The sequence below is a fragment of the Phocicoccus schoeneichii genome (assembly GCF_014635565.1).
Lineage (GTDB): Bacteria > Bacillota > Bacilli > Staphylococcales > Salinicoccaceae > Phocicoccus > Phocicoccus schoeneichii.
The window spans coordinates 224,412-240,456 of sequence record NZ_BMDB01000002.1 but is presented as its reverse complement, the minus strand read 5'-3'; the positions used below and the strand labels follow the sequence as shown (position 1 = coordinate 240,456).

At 32.8% G+C, this 16,045-nt stretch carries 18 protein-coding genes and 1 pseudogene; 4 read left to right on the top strand and 15 right to left on the bottom strand.

Translation table 11 applies throughout. The annotated features are described in order from the left end of the window. The first annotated feature begins 187 nt into the window (after positions 1-187). Positions 188-1,309 carry a S8 family peptidase gene (locus tag IEU51_RS06345; RefSeq protein WP_186085844.1) on the top strand — a complete coding sequence of 374 codons (1,122 nt, stop codon included), beginning with the start codon at positions 188-190 and terminating at the stop codon, positions 1,307-1,309. Between the two features lie 165 nt (positions 1,310-1,474). Beyond that, positions 1,475-2,170, top strand: coding sequence for a hypothetical protein (locus IEU51_RS06340; RefSeq protein WP_186085847.1), 696 nt, complete (start codon positions 1,475-1,477; stop codon positions 2,168-2,170). A 37-nt stretch (positions 2,171-2,207) separates the two neighbouring features. On the opposite strand, the gene IEU51_RS06335 is transcribed toward IEU51_RS06340, so the two are convergent. After that, positions 2,208-2,690: a cupin domain-containing protein gene (locus tag IEU51_RS06335; protein WP_186085850.1), complete on the bottom strand. Its 483-nt coding sequence runs from the start codon at positions 2,688-2,690 to the stop codon at positions 2,208-2,210. A gap of 151 nt (positions 2,691-2,841) precedes the next feature. On the opposite strand from IEU51_RS06335, the gene IEU51_RS06330 reads away from it, so the two are divergent. After that, on the top strand, positions 2,842-3,432 hold the full coding sequence (locus tag IEU51_RS06330; protein ID WP_186085853.1) for a TcaA second domain-containing protein: 591 nt from the start codon (positions 2,842-2,844) through the stop codon (positions 3,430-3,432). Positions 3,433-3,510: 78 nt separating this feature from the next. Then, positions 3,511-4,713 (top strand): hypothetical protein, encoded by a 1,203-nt coding sequence (locus IEU51_RS06325; protein ID WP_186085856.1) that lies wholly within the window; start codon positions 3,511-3,513, stop codon positions 4,711-4,713. Between the two features lie 92 nt (positions 4,714-4,805). On the opposite strand, the pseudogene IEU51_RS09435 reads toward IEU51_RS06325, so the two are convergent. The 14 genes and pseudogenes from IEU51_RS09435 to IEU51_RS06260 form a co-directional block, all read right to left on the bottom strand. Continuing rightward, positions 4,806-4,883, bottom strand: a pseudogene (locus tag IEU51_RS09435) (cupin domain-containing protein); the annotation flags it as partial. 104 nt (positions 4,884-4,987) lie between these two features. Beyond that, positions 4,988-6,190 (bottom strand): TcaA second domain-containing protein, encoded by a 1,203-nt coding sequence (locus IEU51_RS06320; RefSeq protein ID WP_186085859.1) that lies wholly within the window; start codon positions 6,188-6,190, stop codon positions 4,988-4,990. 5 nt (positions 6,191-6,195) lie between these two features. Further along, positions 6,196-6,948, bottom strand: coding sequence for a protein kinase family protein (locus IEU51_RS06315; RefSeq protein WP_186085862.1), 753 nt, complete (start codon positions 6,946-6,948; stop codon positions 6,196-6,198). A gap of 17 nt (positions 6,949-6,965) precedes the next feature. Then, positions 6,966-7,739 (bottom strand): PP2C family protein-serine/threonine phosphatase, encoded by a 774-nt coding sequence (locus IEU51_RS06310; protein WP_188349290.1) that lies wholly within the window; start codon positions 7,737-7,739, stop codon positions 6,966-6,968. A gap of 5 nt (positions 7,740-7,744) precedes the next feature. After that, positions 7,745-9,157, bottom strand: a complete 1,413-nt coding sequence (locus IEU51_RS06305) for a DUF6382 domain-containing protein (RefSeq protein WP_186085868.1) — start codon at positions 9,155-9,157, stop codon at positions 7,745-7,747. Further along, positions 9,157-9,684: an A24 family peptidase gene (locus tag IEU51_RS06300; RefSeq protein ID WP_186085871.1), complete on the bottom strand. Its 528-nt coding sequence runs from the start codon at positions 9,682-9,684 to the stop codon at positions 9,157-9,159. Before IEU51_RS06300 ends, IEU51_RS06305 begins: the two co-directional genes overlap by 1 nt. 50 nt (positions 9,685-9,734) lie before the next feature. After that, the gene (locus tag IEU51_RS06295) at positions 9,735-10,337 is read right to left on the bottom strand and encodes a hypothetical protein (RefSeq protein WP_186085874.1); all 603 of its coding nucleotides are present in this window, start codon (positions 10,335-10,337) and stop codon (positions 9,735-9,737) included. Between the two features lie 14 nt (positions 10,338-10,351). Then, positions 10,352-12,592 carry a TadE/TadG family type IV pilus assembly protein gene (locus IEU51_RS06290; RefSeq protein ID WP_186085877.1) on the bottom strand — a complete coding sequence of 747 codons (2,241 nt, stop codon included), beginning with the start codon at positions 12,590-12,592 and terminating at the stop codon, positions 10,352-10,354. An 11-nt stretch (positions 12,593-12,603) separates the two neighbouring features. Further along, complete coding sequence (locus IEU51_RS06285) at positions 12,604-13,185, bottom strand: TadE/TadG family type IV pilus assembly protein (RefSeq protein ID WP_186085880.1); 582 nt, start codon at positions 13,183-13,185, stop codon at positions 12,604-12,606. 10 nt (positions 13,186-13,195) lie between these two features. Next, positions 13,196-13,825, bottom strand: coding sequence for a TadE/TadG family type IV pilus assembly protein (locus IEU51_RS06280; protein ID WP_186085883.1), 630 nt, complete (start codon positions 13,823-13,825; stop codon positions 13,196-13,198). Between the two features lie 30 nt (positions 13,826-13,855). Beyond that, positions 13,856-14,026 carry a Flp1 family type IVb pilin gene (locus tag IEU51_RS06275; RefSeq protein ID WP_186085885.1) on the bottom strand — a complete coding sequence of 57 codons (171 nt, stop codon included), beginning with the start codon at positions 14,024-14,026 and terminating at the stop codon, positions 13,856-13,858. A gap of 12 nt (positions 14,027-14,038) precedes the next feature. Then, complete coding sequence (locus IEU51_RS06270; protein WP_186085888.1) at positions 14,039-14,209, bottom strand: Flp1 family type IVb pilin; 171 nt, start codon at positions 14,207-14,209, stop codon at positions 14,039-14,041. 42 nt (positions 14,210-14,251) lie between these two features. After that, positions 14,252-15,115: a type II secretion system F family protein gene (locus IEU51_RS06265; protein ID WP_186085906.1), complete on the bottom strand. Its 864-nt coding sequence runs from the start codon at positions 15,113-15,115 to the stop codon at positions 14,252-14,254. Positions 15,116-15,123: 8 nt separating this feature from the next. After that, on the bottom strand, positions 15,124-16,044 hold the full coding sequence (locus tag IEU51_RS06260) for a type II secretion system F family protein (RefSeq protein ID WP_186085925.1): 921 nt from the start codon (positions 16,042-16,044) through the stop codon (positions 15,124-15,126). Position 16,045 lies beyond the last annotated feature (1 nt).

Sequence of the window (16,045 nt, the reverse complement as noted above, 5' to 3'; positions counted from 1 at the left end):
AACTATTGTGTATTCCCACTTTATCATTAGTATTAGAAATATAAAAGGGAGAGATAGCTATGAAACGTTTTACACCTAAGTTCATATTATTTTTAGGAATCTATTTTATTATAGATTTAGAACCTATCATTGAAGGCTCGTTACCTGTCACTCAATTATTCTAATTTATGAAGAAAGGAAGTATTGTATGAAAAGATTCATAGTTACATGTCTAATGGTTACACTGGCTTTTCTATTCATCGTCCCTAACGCATTAGCAGACGAACACAAGGATACTTATTTAGTTAAGTTTAATGGTCCTGCTGTCAACGGATTGCTTGAAAAGTATGATGTTCCTAAAGAAGATCGTTATAAGTTTGATTATTTAAACCTATACGCATTGGAGTTAACGGATAAACAGCTTGCTCAACTTGAGAAACATCCGCACGTTGAGTACGTAGAAGAGAACCAAGAGTCTTATCAGTCGAATGCTCAAACGGTTCCTTATGGCATAGAGAATGTTCAAGCTGAGAAGGCTTATTCTTATGGCTACAACGGTAGGGGTGTCAAAGTGGCTGTCTTAGATACAGGAATTGATGCGAATCACCCTGATCTACGTGTTGTTGGGGGATATTCTCCGTATACATACGGGACGGATGCGAATCCTTATATTGACCCGAATGGTCACGGGACTCACGTCGCTGGAACTATCGCCGCTCTGAACAACAACATCGGTGTCGTTGGGGTCGCTTCTCACGCTGATTTGTATGCTGTTAAAGTATTAAAAGCTGATGGTCGTGGTAGTTTCGTTGATATTGCAAAAGGGATTGAATGGTCTATCAACAATGGTATACAAGTCATCAATATGTCCCTTGGATCGAATTCATATTCACAAGCGATTCACGAAATGGTTGACTATGCTTATTACGAAAAAGGCATCATTATCGTCGCTGCAGCGGGTAACGACGGAAATGGTTATGGCGATACTGTAGACTATCCTGCACGTCATGATTCTGTTATCGCAGTAGCAAACGTCGATCAATACAATAATCGCGTAGGGTCTTCTTCTACAGGTAATACTGTGGAGATTTCAGCACCAGGATACAATGTCTATTCAACAATGCCTGGTGGTACGTACGCTAGTATGACAGGTACATCTATGGCTTCACCTCACGTTGCTGGTGTCTATGTCCTCATGAGACAACAAAATCCTTATCTGAGCGCACAGGAGCTCAGAAATAGAGTCAATAACTCTGCCAAATATCTTGGTAGCTGGAACTGGTATGGGAATGGTCTCGTCCAAGCACCTGCTGCACTTGGCATTAAATAAATTATGGTACCTCTTTTTCAAAATTGATACATGCATCTAGAACTTACATCTAACCCTCACTTCTCCTGTGAGGGTTTTCTCTATTTCTGACATATTTTAGAACATTCACCGTTTCTTTTGAAATTCTGTCTCGTAAGTTCTAAAGTAAGTAGTGAGGTGTAGAGAATGGATCCAAAAGGATATATCGTAAACTACTTTATAACAAACAATACTTCAGGGATTATGCAGTATATGCTTGTAAAAGATAAAGACATTGACTCTGACGAAGTAGAGTTTTACCTGGGCACAGTGCGCATCAATGATAATACGACTGAAGCATTGCTCCAAGGATTTTTAGCTGCACAACCCGTAATGGTGCAAGCGGAAGAATATCGTACTGACAATTCTAGCGTGAACCGCGGGATTTCATCTTACGAATTTGCGAAGCGCTTTGCGATGCTATCGAATTATGAACTCTTAGAATTTGGAATACCGAACGTACTAGAGACTGTGCGAGATGACCGATTCCAAGATACGATTGTAAGCCCAGAAGAACGACGTAAACAAGAGGAAGCCCGTCGTAGTGAAAGTGTCCTGAAAGAAGAAATCGACCGCGAGGTGGCGACGACAAGCCCGGATGAGATGCTTGAGATCGTTAGAAACACGTTTATGATCTTTAAGACAGATGTTGGGGTTATGAATAAAGTCGGCACACTCGTCGATGAAAACAACGCACTTCTAGGCGAAGCACTGACACCAAATATTGTGCGTGAAATCGACGACAATATTAGAGAGATGCTTGAAAATCCATACGTCATTAAGAACTATACGTTAGAGCTCACGCGTGTGAGTCGATTTTTAGAAGAAATTATGAAGAATTAAAAAAACTGCCGGAGATGATATCGCTCCGGCAGTTTTTTTATTCAATCTCTTTAAGTGCGTATTTTCTGATAACCGCTTCGTGTTGTGGAAACTTTTCCATGAGTTCATCTTGAGTGAATAGTTTAAAATCGTCGAACTCGAACCCGGGAGCAACCATGCAGCTGACGAGTGCATACTCACCCACATTATCCACAGAAGACCCAAATATTGTCCCTTTAGGCACTAAAGCCTGTAAAACCTCACCATTTTCGAGATCCGTACCGAGTTTAATTGCCTCGTATTCTCCACTTTCAGAAATTGTATGAACAGTGAGAGAATGCCCGGCATGGTAATACCACACCTCATCAGCAGTTAATTGATGCAGATGCGACGGATTGCCGTGCTCTAAGAGAAAGTAAATACTCGTGTAGAGCGCACGATCACCGTGATGAGAATCTGACTTTAACACCTGTCTAAAATACCCACCCTCAACATGACGCTCTAACTTTAAATGATCAATCCAATACTGACTCGTTTTCATGAATGACCTCCAAATTTCACTATTCTTTTCATTATAATATTAATGTTTTATGTGTACCATTAATTCTATGTTAAAGTTTCTACATTTTATGGAAACCACTTACATAATATGATAAATTTAGCTTATCTATTAAATCTGAAGGGAGAAAATTATGTTTAAAAAACTTCTTATTTTGCTAGGATTCACTCTTTTATTAGCAGGTTGTGGTAGCAGTGAAGAAACAGCTGTAGTAGAAGATTTTAAAAAAGCAGTTTTAGATGAAGATAGTGAAGCGCTTATTAACATGGCGGAGATGTCAATGACTGATCTCACGGAAGAAGAAGCTGAAGGCTATTTTGCTTTAATAAAAGATAACTATAGTGAAGAAGAATTTGAAGAAGCCATAGATGCGATTATTGATGATTTTAAAGATGATGCAAACAGTAGCTCGTTGTCTTCAACAAAAGGGGAAAGATACGAAATTGCTTCTTTCCAAACTAGAAATGGGGAACTACAAGTACGCATTCCAAGATATAGTGTGACTGCGGAATTCCCACCAGGTATCTATACGATTCAGTATGGCCCATTAGAGGTTCAAGAATGGACTGATACTACAAAAAGAATTCACATTGGAAAAATTGCACCTGGTATTACTGAATATAAGGCAACAGCTAAAGTAAGATATGAAGATAAGGAATTCCCATACACTCTAAAAATAAACTTCAACAATCCCGAAGATGATCGTGTAATTGTAGAACTTTAAGATACATGTATTTTCTAACCACACAGAGAAGTAGATTTCTTTGTGTGGTTAAACTTTATATCATTTCAGGAGGGAAATATGTATAGAAAATTACTAATATTATTGGGTTTTGTGTTCATATTAGCAGGTTGTAGTAATACGTATGACACAAAAATAGATACATATAAAACAGCAGTTCTAGAGAAAGACACAGAAGCTTTAATTGACATTATCGAAATGGAAGACGAACCACTTACTGAAGATGAAGCAGAGGGGTATCTTAAGCTAATTCACGAACAATATGATGAGGAATCTTTAACAAAAGAGTTAACAGAACTTGTTGATACTCTAAAAAAAGGGACAGAAGAAGTGGTACTTTCACCTAAAAAACAGAATGATTACTCCTTATTAACTGTAACAAAAATTGAAAACAAGGACATTCGCTTATCAATTCCTAGGTACGAACTTGCTACTAATTTCCCAGAAGGTCAGTTTCCTGTAAAATTTGGTATTAATGACCTGACAGTTAATCAACCGTATAAGTATGAAAAAGTTCTAGGTAAATCTGTACCTATAATCATGAACTATAGTGGTAAAGGGAACAAAGGGGACACTGATGTAAACTTTACTATTGATATTGATTTCAATAAGAATGCGGATGAGCGTGTGACATTATCAGGTGATCTGTACGCTGTGGAAATTAATTTAGATAATACACGGTTGCCCATAAAATCAGTTTCTGTTGACGGGAACGATATAACTGACACTAAATATGATGAAAATATTTACTATTTCAAGTCAGATTCAAAAGAAGTTGTTCTTGAAGTCATGTCTGAGTATAAAGGAAAAGATTTTACGCTAGATCCTATTAATTTCAATCCTGATTTCTTTGAAACAACTATATTTGAGTTGGAAGTCCCAGAAGAATCTCTCGCTAATATAGAACAAGAAATAAAGGATGAACGCGCTATTGATTTGGCACTCAAACTATTAGCTGTTCAATCAGAAAATGCTTTAAGTAATAAAGAAAAAGATAGAAATATGATGCTCAAGCATCGATTTGCTGATGATGAGTTAAATACAAATTATATTAATTATATCAATGAAATTGCAGATACAAATGCTAAATTTACTTATGAAATAAGTAAAGCAGAGCCTATCGGTGAGCATTCAGACTATACTTATAACGTTGAAGTTGAAATCACTAAAAACGATGAGCATTTACAAACCAATAACTTTACATTTAAATTTATTAAAAAAGATGACACCATGATTATTAAAGAATATACAAAAAATAAGTAAGAGAGAACGCATTGATCTGCACCCCTTAAGTTGGACTTAATATCCAACTTAAGGGGTGCTTTTGTATGAAAAAAAGGAAACATACTTTTGAGTTTAAAGTTGTCGAACTCGAAGCCCGGAGCTACCATGCAGCTGACGAGCGCATACTCACCACGTTCTCCACGGAAGATCCAAAAATTTCCCTTTAGGCACTAAAGCCTGTAAGACCTCCAAATTTATATAATAACAAGATAAAAATACGCATACCTAAGATAATTAGGCATGCGCTATAGTTTTACTCAACTTCTTTGACAGATTTAATAAGCATCTTATCGTTCTTCTTCACAAATTCCATTTCAAACTTTAATGAATCTACAGGTTTTCCATCTTTAGTTAGTTCCGAAGACACTTCATATGTGAAATCATTTTTATCTTCACTTAATTTCTTAGTTGTTGGCACTGAGAATTCGAACTTTGCACCTTTTTCTGCATACTTATCTATTAACTTCTCATATTCTGCATGTACATCATTATCTGCGAAATCATTCTTAATTAACGCTTTTTTAACAGCTGCATCAGCAGAAGTTAGAGATAATCCTGTTGCAGTGCCCTCGAATAATGAAGTAATTGTGTTTTCAACACCTTTACTAGATTTATTATCCTCTTCTGCTTCTTGTAACTTGGACTCATCAATTTCAAGAGGTATACTGTTAATTCCAATATATTTTAGATCTTGTTTAACTTCTTTAGACTCAACTTCTTTTCCTTGAAAATCGATTATAGTTTTTATTGTAGGAGTATTATTTTCGAGTTTCACACTATACATATCGTTTTCATTTTTTGATACTTCTTCACCGTTAACAAATACTTTTTTGATTGTAGTATTTGAATAACCCTGATCAATTCTAAAGCTATAAACATTACCATCTATAGACGCACGTTCATTTTGTGGCTTTGTAAAGTCAATAGAAATACTGTAGTCTCCTTCAACAGTATCTTTTGTAGCTGTTCCTTCAATTTTATATATACCAGGAACATACACGCCAATTTCCTGATAGTTATTACCATGTGGATTTTCTACTGTTAAGTCATTTACTCCAGCAGTAATTTGATAAGTACTTGAAGGTAAATCTAGACCAATCTTATATCTCGGAATCTCTAACTCTACTTCACCGTCATTTTCAATTAGTAAAAATTCAAATCCAAGATCAGAATCTGGTTTAATTTCACCGGACTTTGCTTTGGCTTCCATTCGTTCTATTTCCTTATCAACAAGCTCAGTAAATTCTTCCTCAGAATACATTTCGTTGATAAGTTTAAAATACGCCTCTGCTTCATCCTCAGTGAGCTCTTCATCCTCCATTTCTACTAGTGAAATAAGTGCTGATGAATCTTCATTTAGAACAGCTTCTTTATAAGAAGTTAAGTTGTCGGCCGCCTTATTTCCACATCCTGCTAAAATTAAGCAAAATATAACCATTGCTAGTATACGTTTCATAATGTCTAACTCCTTTTAAAGAATATGCTTTTTATTTTCTTGATGAATAATGAGATTTTATTTTCATACTCTAAATCTATAAGTAGTTCATCGATAGTTTGATATCTTTCATTCTCATTGTGCTTCATACACTTATCAATAATTCTTGTTGATTTTAGATTCTCTATTGTTTCAATAAATTGATATGTTGCGCCAATAGAGTAAATATCAGAGGTTATGCCATAGACGCCGTTGTTATGAGCTTCAGGGGCTGTAAACCCCCTTGTTCCAAACGCTTTATTTGCAGTTTTTGTCATACCATTTGTAGAAATCCCGAAATCAACAATAAAAACTTCCAACATTTCATTAATTATGATGTTGGAAGGCTTAATATCTCTTAAAATTATTGAGGGTTTTACTCTGTGAAAATCTTTAATAATATTAGCCAAGTTTAAAATAATTTTTTTAGTTTCTTCATTATTGAACTTTACTTTTTTATTCTCAATTAAATGAGCGAGGTTATTGCCTTTTATAAAGCTTAAAATTATTGCTTTTCTTTCATCTATAACTAGAGTTCCTTTTAATGTAGGAATATGATTATGAGATATCAACTGGTGTACCTCAATTTCATTATCTATTTGAACCTGATTAATATAGTTTTGATCTTTACTAATTTTAAGAATACAAATTTCATTATTATAATTAATTTTATATATTTTAGAGGCACCTCCATCAGTAATATGATTTATTACTTTGAAGTCTTTATGTTCTAGATTCAAATGAGGCACCCCCAATATTAGTCTATTAAATCATTAATAATAATTAAGCAAATATCATCAGTAAACTCTCTATCTTTTATTTCATTATACACATTATCTACAATTTCTTGAGCAGTCTTTTCACTACTAAAGAATTGTTCAAACTCACTTTTCTCAAAACTTTTATACACTCCATCTGTACATAAAATAAAAAATGTATTTTTATTGAAAGTTCCAAATGTCTGAAATACATCCACTTCTCCTTTTACACCTATACATTGTGTCAAAGTACCAGTATTTGCATTTGGATATTGACTAAGATTAGATATAGTGTGATCTAGGGTAAGTTGCGTCAAACCATTTTTCTCATCTAAAGGAATTGTACCTTTTTCAAATTTCAAGTTACTATCATATCTATACACTCTTCCATCTCCAACATGATATACAAAATATACATTTTCAATGATGATTAGTATAGAAAGTGTTGTTCCATATTTAAGCTCTTCCAATTTTCCTTTTTCGATTAATTCATGATTTAGTTTACTAATTTCTTTACTTAGTTCTGAATCCAATTCATTAATCAAATGATCTACATTTGTATGGTTAGATAGGTAGTTTTTCCACCAATTTTCTAAAGAATCAATAACAAAGTGACTCGCAACATTAGCATTATCATAACCACCCATACCATCAGCAATACAAGCAAAATAGGAAGTTTTATCATTATTTAAAGTATTTTTTACTACTAGATGATAATCTTCATTTTGTTCTTTAAACCTGCCCTTTGCATTAATAATACCAATATTATCCACGTACATTACATCACATCCACTTTAAATACAACAAGAGTATTTCCTAATGTTAGTTCATCGCCATCACTAAGTTTATAAAATGTAAGTGGTTTTATAGATTCTCCATTTTTCTTAGTTCCATTACTTGATCCTAAATCTCTAACAAAGATATTATTCTCTTCATTTTTTACTTCTAGATGTTTATTGGAAACAGTTGGAAATTCTTTAGAAACCATTTGCTCGAGTCTTTCTCGACCAATGAGTTCGAAATCATTTTGAAGAGTGATTCTGCTTTCTCCTACATATAAATTTCCGTATGACTCTGATAGAGTATTCATTTTTACGTTTCTCTTTAATTCTTCTTCATCATCCAGTAAGGTTGTTTTATCAGATAGTACAAATGAATCTTCTGTTTCAACTAGGCTTTGTTCTGTTTCATTTTCTGTAACCTCAGATTTTAACTCTTTAGGCTCTACAGACGCTTCAATTTCTGTATTAAAATAGAATGAATCAAAGTCTTTTTCTCTAATTTGCTCTGCCTTTGAATCTAATGGGCTTAAATCTATAGACGGCTCAACATTTTTTTGTTTTTTAGGTTTTGTTTTCTTTTTAACTTCAATCTTTTCGACACCTGGTCTCCACACTTTAAAATAAACATAAAGTAGAGCAAGTACCCCAACTGTTAATAGGAAAGCAATTGCTAGCTGTAGGTCAGTTCCAGTAGGTAATTGACTCCAAATAATGGCAATAAGTATAGCTGCAATTAAAGATGAGTATAACTTTTCTTTTCTACTAGGGGCAGGTAGTTCCTTAACTGTTTTATAATCAACTTTTTCATTTTCATCAATGTAAGAGTTGGTAATTGTATTAATTCCCTGTGATACATCAACAAGAAGCTTTCTAAAATTGTCCAACGTAAAGTTATCATCTTTTAAAAATTCTGTTAGTGTTATGAAATTACTGTTAGAAATATCTTTTACATTTTTTAAAAGATCGAACATCAACCTCTTAAATGAAATTTCAACATTTTCTTTCGAATCATACTCATTTATAGGAACATATAAAATTCTAACATCCGACATTAATTTACCTAAATAGATTTTTGATTGATCTAAAATAAACTTCTCTTTGTTTAAAAGATAATTTGGTGCGGATTTTATTGCATTGATTATTGCTAGTGAAATTTCATAAAACCGAGAGTACTCTATAGTATTTTTTTCAAGATATTCTGATAATGAAATATATCCTTTTTTATTGTACTCAATATTTACCTGATGATTTTTTTTATTGAAATTTATTGGAAGTAACTGAGGTATATCATTGTGGTCTAACATTTTATATGCTAATGATTCTAGATCTTGTATCTTCAAATCAACGTTTGTACATTTTAGTTTTATAATATCTTCTTCACTACTAAATTCTATTGGACCAATATTCATTAGTTACCTCCTAGTATGATCATATAATAATATGTAACTGCTACTCCAGGTAATACCGCATAAATAAATGGGAACTTGGTAGCAACATTTTTTTTGAATTCATCCATTGGTGTTAAAGATTTTTTTTGGAGACTTTCCTTCATGTGTATTACACTTAGAGTTATTTGTTTGAAAATTGTTCTTGTGAATATTAGATAAAGAACACCAATAACACCAGCAAATATAATTGAATACATCAGCGCATATAGCCCAAACAGCACCCCGCTTATACATCCAATTGCAATAAAGAGTTTAACATCCCCTGCCCCCAATGCTTTAAAAATATAAAGGACTAGGAGAATTAGTCCACAAACTAATCCACCTAGAAATGAGAATAATAACCCATCTATACTTCCTACTAATAAGTTAATTACTAAACCACCTAAGACTCCTATAACATTTAACCAGTTAGGAATCACTTGTTTAAATGCGTCATAGTAAAATACTACTAATAAAAAAATTGCTAAAAAAATAAATTGAATATCCATGTTTACCCCCTGGATATAAATCATCCATTAAACATGGATATTTACATAAGTTATTTTGTTGGTACTACATAAGATTTTTGGTTGTCAGTATAACCTTCAAAGTGTAAAAATAAGTTTCCGTCAGGATCCTCAACACTTTCTAGATTCTCTAGGAATACAAAATCCAATTCAATTTCCTCTCCTGAAGCAAGTTCCTTTGAAAGCTGTTCTTCAGATAATTCAAATACAAAGTCTTCACCATTACCATTCATATTTCTTCCAAGTGTTGGTACTACATACTCACCTGGAATCATAGGTTCATCACTTGTGTTTTTTATAACTGTTTTAGCTACAAAAAAGTTATCTGCCTCATGAGCATTTATAATATAGTCATTTATATCTTCACCATTGTATTCTCTAGTAACATCTACTGATTTAACAGTCACTTGATAAGGAACTTCCCATTCATAACTTTCTAAATCAATCGTTTCCCCGATGTCAAACACTTTTTCTTCATTATTTGTTTCTTCATTCGATTCCTCTGACTCACTATTTGTGTCTTCTGTAGCCTCACTTGTAGTTTCTTTGTCAGAATTATTGTTAGATTCTTCGTCATTACATGCGGATAAAAATAATGCTCCACTAAGTAATAAAAGTAATAATTTTTTGTTCATAATTTTTCTCCTCACTAATAGTTATAATATTTTGATACATCAAACGTTTTACTATTTCCACTTACTTCACCAGGAAATAGCTGTGGTAAGAACAATAGTTTTACTTCAGCTGTTGCTTTACCTGTAAGAATCGTATTCCCTGTCTCAGTAAAGTCTACACTTGTTTTTTCTGAAATACCTGAAAGAATTCTAATTCTTTTATTTGCATTAAAGCCGGAATCTATTGTTCTAACAGAGAACAATACGGATGCAAAAGTACTTGGGGTCATTTTTAAATTTTTTGCTCTCCCTTTAAAGAACTTGAAATTATATCTTTCATTAATAAAATCGTTTAGGTCATCTATCGTATCTAAAATTGCCAACCCTATAGCAAGTGCAACACCAACCCAACCTAATCTACTAAGTGGATTATTCATCAGTTTATCCATTAAATTTAATGCCAACATAATTGCAATCACTTCCATTAGAAAATGAACATAATTTGCTCCAGGCATATAATGACCATAAACCACATAAAGAAGTGCTTTAGAATCATATGAATAACTATGTGGATCTGTTAATTCATAAGGTTTTTCCATTGAAAAGTTAGCTTTTGCATATTCATTCATATATATCTCAGATCTTATCTGTTTTGGGTCAGTAAGTAAGCTATATAATTCTTTTAATTTACCAAATGCTTGAGCGAACAAATCCTTTTTACTATTTTCAAGTAAAAATTCTCCATCTGAACTAGAACCCATATATTTTTCAGTATAGGTTAACAATGTATTGTAAGTTTCTTGATCTGATCCAATAAGATTTGCAGTATCTGTTATAGAATTTATTTTATCAAACAAATCGCCTAGACTTTTTTCTTGCTCTTTTTCAGCATCTTCCATGTCTTTACCATCTTTATTTTTTTCATTATAGACTTTTAATGAGTCCTCAAATTTTTTCCATGCATCCGTCAGTTTCTTTATTTCTACATTTATGTCTTTTATCAATGCCTCTGTACTTGTTTTAGAAACTTTTGGTAGCTGAGTATCTGCGCCAGTGTCAAAGACCGTTGTTAGACTAAATATTGAGCCTTGCACATAGAGCCCATAATTACGTGCAGTAGTGAAATCTGTAATACCTTTATAATTAGTTGACTCTGTTTTAAAGAGTTTATCCATTTCCTCAAAGCTACTTTCTATGGATGTAAAAAACGAATCCTCTAAAATTAATTTTTTTAGTTCAGAAAGCTCACTATCGTCACCAATTAATTTTTTTGCTTCTTGATTATAATACATTGCCGAGTTCTTTTTTGGATTCTTTGAAGTACCACCATCTCCAAACACAGCTTTAGGTATATCTTCCTTTGCTGTTTCATAAGTTCCGATTAGTTTAATAGAATTTTTAATACCTTCACCATTGAATTTACTTCTCGCTTTTTCGTAATAGTCAATCTCTTTTTTTGATTTTTTGGATTCTTCTTCTTGTTTTTCTTTTTCTTCTTTACTTAATTCCTTATCTTCATCATCTTCATTTTCTTGCTTAACCAGCTTCACATACTCAGGGAAATACTTAGTTAAATCACTCATATTAGCTTGAATATTTTCTGGTATTTCATCTGCTGGTCCAGATGTTTCTTTACCAATAATATCATCGGTATATTTTTTTGTAGTATCACGTTCTAGATGCTCAACACGTTTAGTGTAATCTTTTAATAAATCATTTCTTTTTTTCACTAAGTCCATTATTTCTTCAAAATTTTCGACAAATTTTTCGACATTATCTATTTCTTCTACATCAGACTTATCAGATTTTGCTAACTTTAAAAATTGTGCAAATTCACCAGCCATTTGAATGGGGGCTTGATACTTCATTGATTCATTTACCTGATATTCAAAAACTTCTTTTTGAAGAATATCCGTTTGCGGTTGAAAGTTTGCTGAAGAACTTGTTATATTGATTTGCGATAAATTATTGAACCCACTTAGCTCATCACTAGAGTAAAGTTGTTTATTCATAACTTCATTGAATGTTGTAATAGCTGAGTCGTCTGTAACAAATAATCCGTGTTGTGCTACAGAAGTATCATAATTTGACATTGCTGATCTAATTGCTGCTTCTACTGCATTCTCTATTTGTCTTTCTGCTGTCATTACCCTTATAGCGTCTATAAAAATCGCATTAAATATAAAAATGGGTAGGATGATGCTAATTGCAAAAATTGAAACAGACCCATCCTTTTTAAATAAAAAGGACTTTATATAGCGTTTAAATTCCTTCACTTTTTACACCCCTAACTTTTACCTACCCATTGTCGTTCAACAGCTTTTTTCTTTATTTTTAAATCTTTAGAGAAAAATGGTAAGGTTAGCGGCAATGTCACAATACCTTCTACCTCCACATATGGTTTATTTAATGTCGTTGTAATTTGTACATTATCACCATTAAAAAAAGTACCATTTCCGACTCTCTCTTTATATAATTCTTTCCCCAGGTTATTTCCTATACTTTCTGTAGCCCCGTCTAAAATACCATCTATTTTATCGGATATAGGACCACTGATTGTGGATTTACCATATTCTAAAAAATATCCTACAATACTATTGTGATTAGTATATTTCCCACCTTTAGATACTGCTTCGCTTAACATCGCATCCGCTTCACTATGGGCATAATCCGATACTTTCTCTGATACATAACTATAGTGCGCCATCGTTTCCGCTGTCTCAGAAACGGTCTCTTGAAGAGCCATTTCAGCGACACCAACTTGAACGATTCCAACCAAGATCAATATAAAGGTTACCATTATTGGTATTACAAGTGCGGCTTCTAATGTTATAACGCCCTTTTCATCTTTAATAAAATTTTTAAACATGTAATCCTCCTTACGGTAACCATTCTTTGACAGTGTCGGTAATTGGTGTACCTGTAAGCTTTACATCTAAGAAACTAAGTAAAAATTTGATAAAATTATATTCTCTAACTAGTTCAGGTGTATCTGTAACAATGCTCGAAGATTTACCCTTCACTTTTTCAGCACCGATAATGTTTTGTGCAAATTCCGGGATGTATATACCAATTGATGTCTCGACATCGATCTTTTTATAGAGAAAAACAGTCCCTGTAGATGATATATTGTCTATCGATATAGATTTATAAGATTGACCAGCATATGGACTGAATTTTTGACCTTCTAAATTACTACCACCAGAAAAGCCAAATTGTCCAAGGACTTCTGACATCCCTTCACCTAATCTCCAATAAAGTCCATCTCCAGCTGAATTTCCAGTTAGATATTCGGGACTTGCCAACATACCGTTTTCATCTTTTTTAGAGCTGGAATAATTAAACGCGACTGTGTTAGATACTTGATACGCTGCATATTTCGCCATACCCATTTGAAAAACTATGATACATACAAATGTTGTTAATAAAATAAATAAGAAAAGGGAAGGAAAGACTAATGTTGCCTCTAATGTCATACTTCCCTTATTGTCTTTTAAAAATCGCTTCATTTAATCACCCTCTCTCAATATTAGGGTGAACTAAAATCCACCTAATTTTGACTCAATAGTGTCAAATAATGTTGTTGCCCAGTCTGTAATTTGACCTTTAAACATAATCGCTATACCTACTAATACTGCTAAAATTAACAACACTTCTACGACTTCTAAACCTTCTTCATCTTCCCAAAACTCTACAAAAAATTCTCTCATAATTATCTCTCCTTAGAAATTTCCTAATTTTGATTCAATAGTATCAAATAATGTTGTTGCCCAGTTTGTGATTTGATCTTTAAACATAATCGCAATTCCTACTAATACCGCTAAAATTAATAATACTTCTACAACTTCTAAACCTTCTTCATCTTCCCAAAATTCTACAAAAAATTCTCTCATACTAAACACTCCTAAATTTATTTATATTTTAAAACTCAACTTCTAAAACATTGATAATGCTGGATATATGATAATTATTAATATAGCACCGAATATAAATATCATAGGGAAAATCATTTTTGATGATGCTTCTTCACCCTTGATTTTTGTAATCGTTTTTCTTTTTTCCCATAAGGATTTTGATAAATCCTTTAAAGAATCAGCAAGCTGAGTACCACCTTTTCTATAGTTCATCATGATTGTCGTAGTGAGTACCGAAACTTCTTGTACACCGCATCTCTGGGAAAAATCTTTCATTGCATCCTCAAATGAAGCGTTTGATTGTAATTTATTCATTGTTTCGTTTAATTCATAGTAAAGTGGGGAATCGTAAATTCTATTAAGGTTTTGATAAACAGATTTATTAATAGCTCCTTGTACAGTTTCACCCGCATTTACAAGTAATATGATTTTATTTACAAACTCTGGTAACTCGATTAAAATTTGTTCTTTTCTCTTTTTAACTTTTGTGTCTAGTTCTTTAAATTGCATATAAAGTATCAAGCACATCATAAATGCTGCGAATAATAGTAATGTATAATCTTTTTCAGCCTGTGAAACAAATATCATTGATAATACTAGGATGCTTATTGTTGCTATTGTGACAACCTTTGAGAAATGAATTTTTGTAAATGTTTGGCTATTTCTAACGCCTCTTAGAGTTATCATTTTTTGATGTACATTTCCTGATAGTTTTGGAAACCTCTTATAGATATCTAGTTTGTCTACTATAAACAGACTGAATGGCGCAATTACTGGAAGTAATAACTCTTTTTTATATTGTGTCAAAAATAATGAATATTGTTCTTTCTTCTTAAGTGATAAGTACAAAATTAAGATCACTAATATTAAGATAAATATTTTCATTCTTGCACCTACATTTCTATCTTCATCAATTTTTGACTTATAACCATACTGACTATTGTACAAACAAGTGCAAACGTCATCACTAGAGGTCCTGGAGTGCCAAATTCATAAAGTGGAGCTACAAAATCTCCGGATGTAAACTTTAAAAAAGCAATCATAGCTAATGGCATAACCCCAATAATTCGAGATTCGAATTTCTTTTGAGATACTAATACTTTAATGTCCTGCTGTATTTCAATTTTTTCATTAATAACATCTACTGTTCTCTTTATAACATCTACTAAATCTCCACCACTTCTTTTACAAGTGACAAATACATCTGAGAAATTCATAATATCATCGATATTAGTTCTTTGAGCAAAGTCACTAAATGCGCGCTCTACACTTTCTCCATTCTCAACACGTCGATTTATTATGCCTAACTCCTTGATAATGTATGTATCTTTATCAGGATAGAGAAGTAGTAAATCTCTTAAGGTTTCTCTAAGTGCATTTTCAATTGACTGACCTGCCGCAAGTGAGGAAGATAGGGATGCCGCCGCTTCCTTAAATTGCAACGTGAGTTGTTCTTTTCTTTTTTCTATTAATTGTTTACGTCTAAATTTAGGTGCAAAAAATGCTAACGTCAATAATGGTATTGTGATAAATAAATTGTCATAAAATAGTTGACCAATCACGAAGATAGCAATCATTGAAACTAGTATCGTAATTATATATTCAGTAAAACTTAGCTGATATGAACTATAGTCAATCAATTTATCTGTTCTACTTCTACTACTTATTACAGCTATTGATCTTTTTCTTTTTTCATTTTCTTGCCGTTCTAGTCTTTTTCTTTTTTGTCGATTTTCATCCTTAAATCTTCTGAGTATAAAAGCGAATATTGCTATGACAACTACAATTAAACCTACAATTTGGGATATATCCATA

What these genes read in the sequence shown, in the direction of transcription:
- IEU51_RS06295 (WP_186085874.1), bottom strand. Translation starts at nt 10,337, where the DNA reads ATGAACAAAAAATTATTACTTTTATTACTTAGTGGAGCATTATTTTTA.
- IEU51_RS06320 (WP_186085859.1), bottom strand. Translation starts at nt 6,190, where the DNA reads ATGAAACGTATACTAGCAATGGTTATATTTTGCTTAATTTTAGCAGGA.
- IEU51_RS06265 (WP_186085906.1), bottom strand. Translation starts at nt 15,115, where the DNA reads ATGAAAATATTTATCTTAATATTAGTGATCTTAATTTTGTACTTATCA.
- IEU51_RS06335 (WP_186085850.1), bottom strand. Translation starts at nt 2,690, where the DNA reads ATGAAAACGAGTCAGTATTGGATTGATCATTTAAAGTTAGAGCGTCAT.
- IEU51_RS06305 (WP_186085868.1), bottom strand. Translation starts at nt 9,157, where the DNA reads ATGAATATTGGTCCAATAGAATTTAGTAGTGAAGAAGATATTATAAAA.
- IEU51_RS06325 (WP_186085856.1), top strand. Translation starts at nt 3,511, where the DNA reads ATGTATAGAAAATTACTAATATTATTGGGTTTTGTGTTCATATTAGCA.
- IEU51_RS06285 (WP_186085880.1), bottom strand. Translation starts at nt 13,185, where the DNA reads ATGTTTAAAAATTTTATTAAAGATGAAAAGGGCGTTATAACATTAGAA.
- IEU51_RS06275 (WP_186085885.1), bottom strand. Translation starts at nt 14,026, where the DNA reads ATGAGAGAATTTTTTGTAGAGTTTTGGGAAGATGAAGAAGGTTTAGAA.
- IEU51_RS06300 (WP_186085871.1), bottom strand. Translation starts at nt 9,684, where the DNA reads ATGGATATTCAATTTATTTTTTTAGCAATTTTTTTATTAGTAGTATTT.
- IEU51_RS06260 (WP_186085925.1), bottom strand. Translation starts at nt 16,044, where the DNA reads ATGGATATATCCCAAATTGTAGGTTTAATTGTAGTTGTCATAGCAATA.
- IEU51_RS06340 (WP_186085847.1), top strand. Translation starts at nt 1,475, where the DNA reads ATGGATCCAAAAGGATATATCGTAAACTACTTTATAACAAACAATACT.
- IEU51_RS06330 (WP_186085853.1), top strand. Translation starts at nt 2,842, where the DNA reads ATGTTTAAAAAACTTCTTATTTTGCTAGGATTCACTCTTTTATTAGCA.
- IEU51_RS06280 (WP_186085883.1), bottom strand. Translation starts at nt 13,825, where the DNA reads ATGAAGCGATTTTTAAAAGACAATAAGGGAAGTATGACATTAGAGGCA.
- IEU51_RS06345 (WP_186085844.1), top strand. Translation starts at nt 188, where the DNA reads ATGAAAAGATTCATAGTTACATGTCTAATGGTTACACTGGCTTTTCTA.
- IEU51_RS06270 (WP_186085888.1), bottom strand. Translation starts at nt 14,209, where the DNA reads ATGAGAGAATTTTTTGTAGAATTTTGGGAAGATGAAGAAGGTTTAGAA.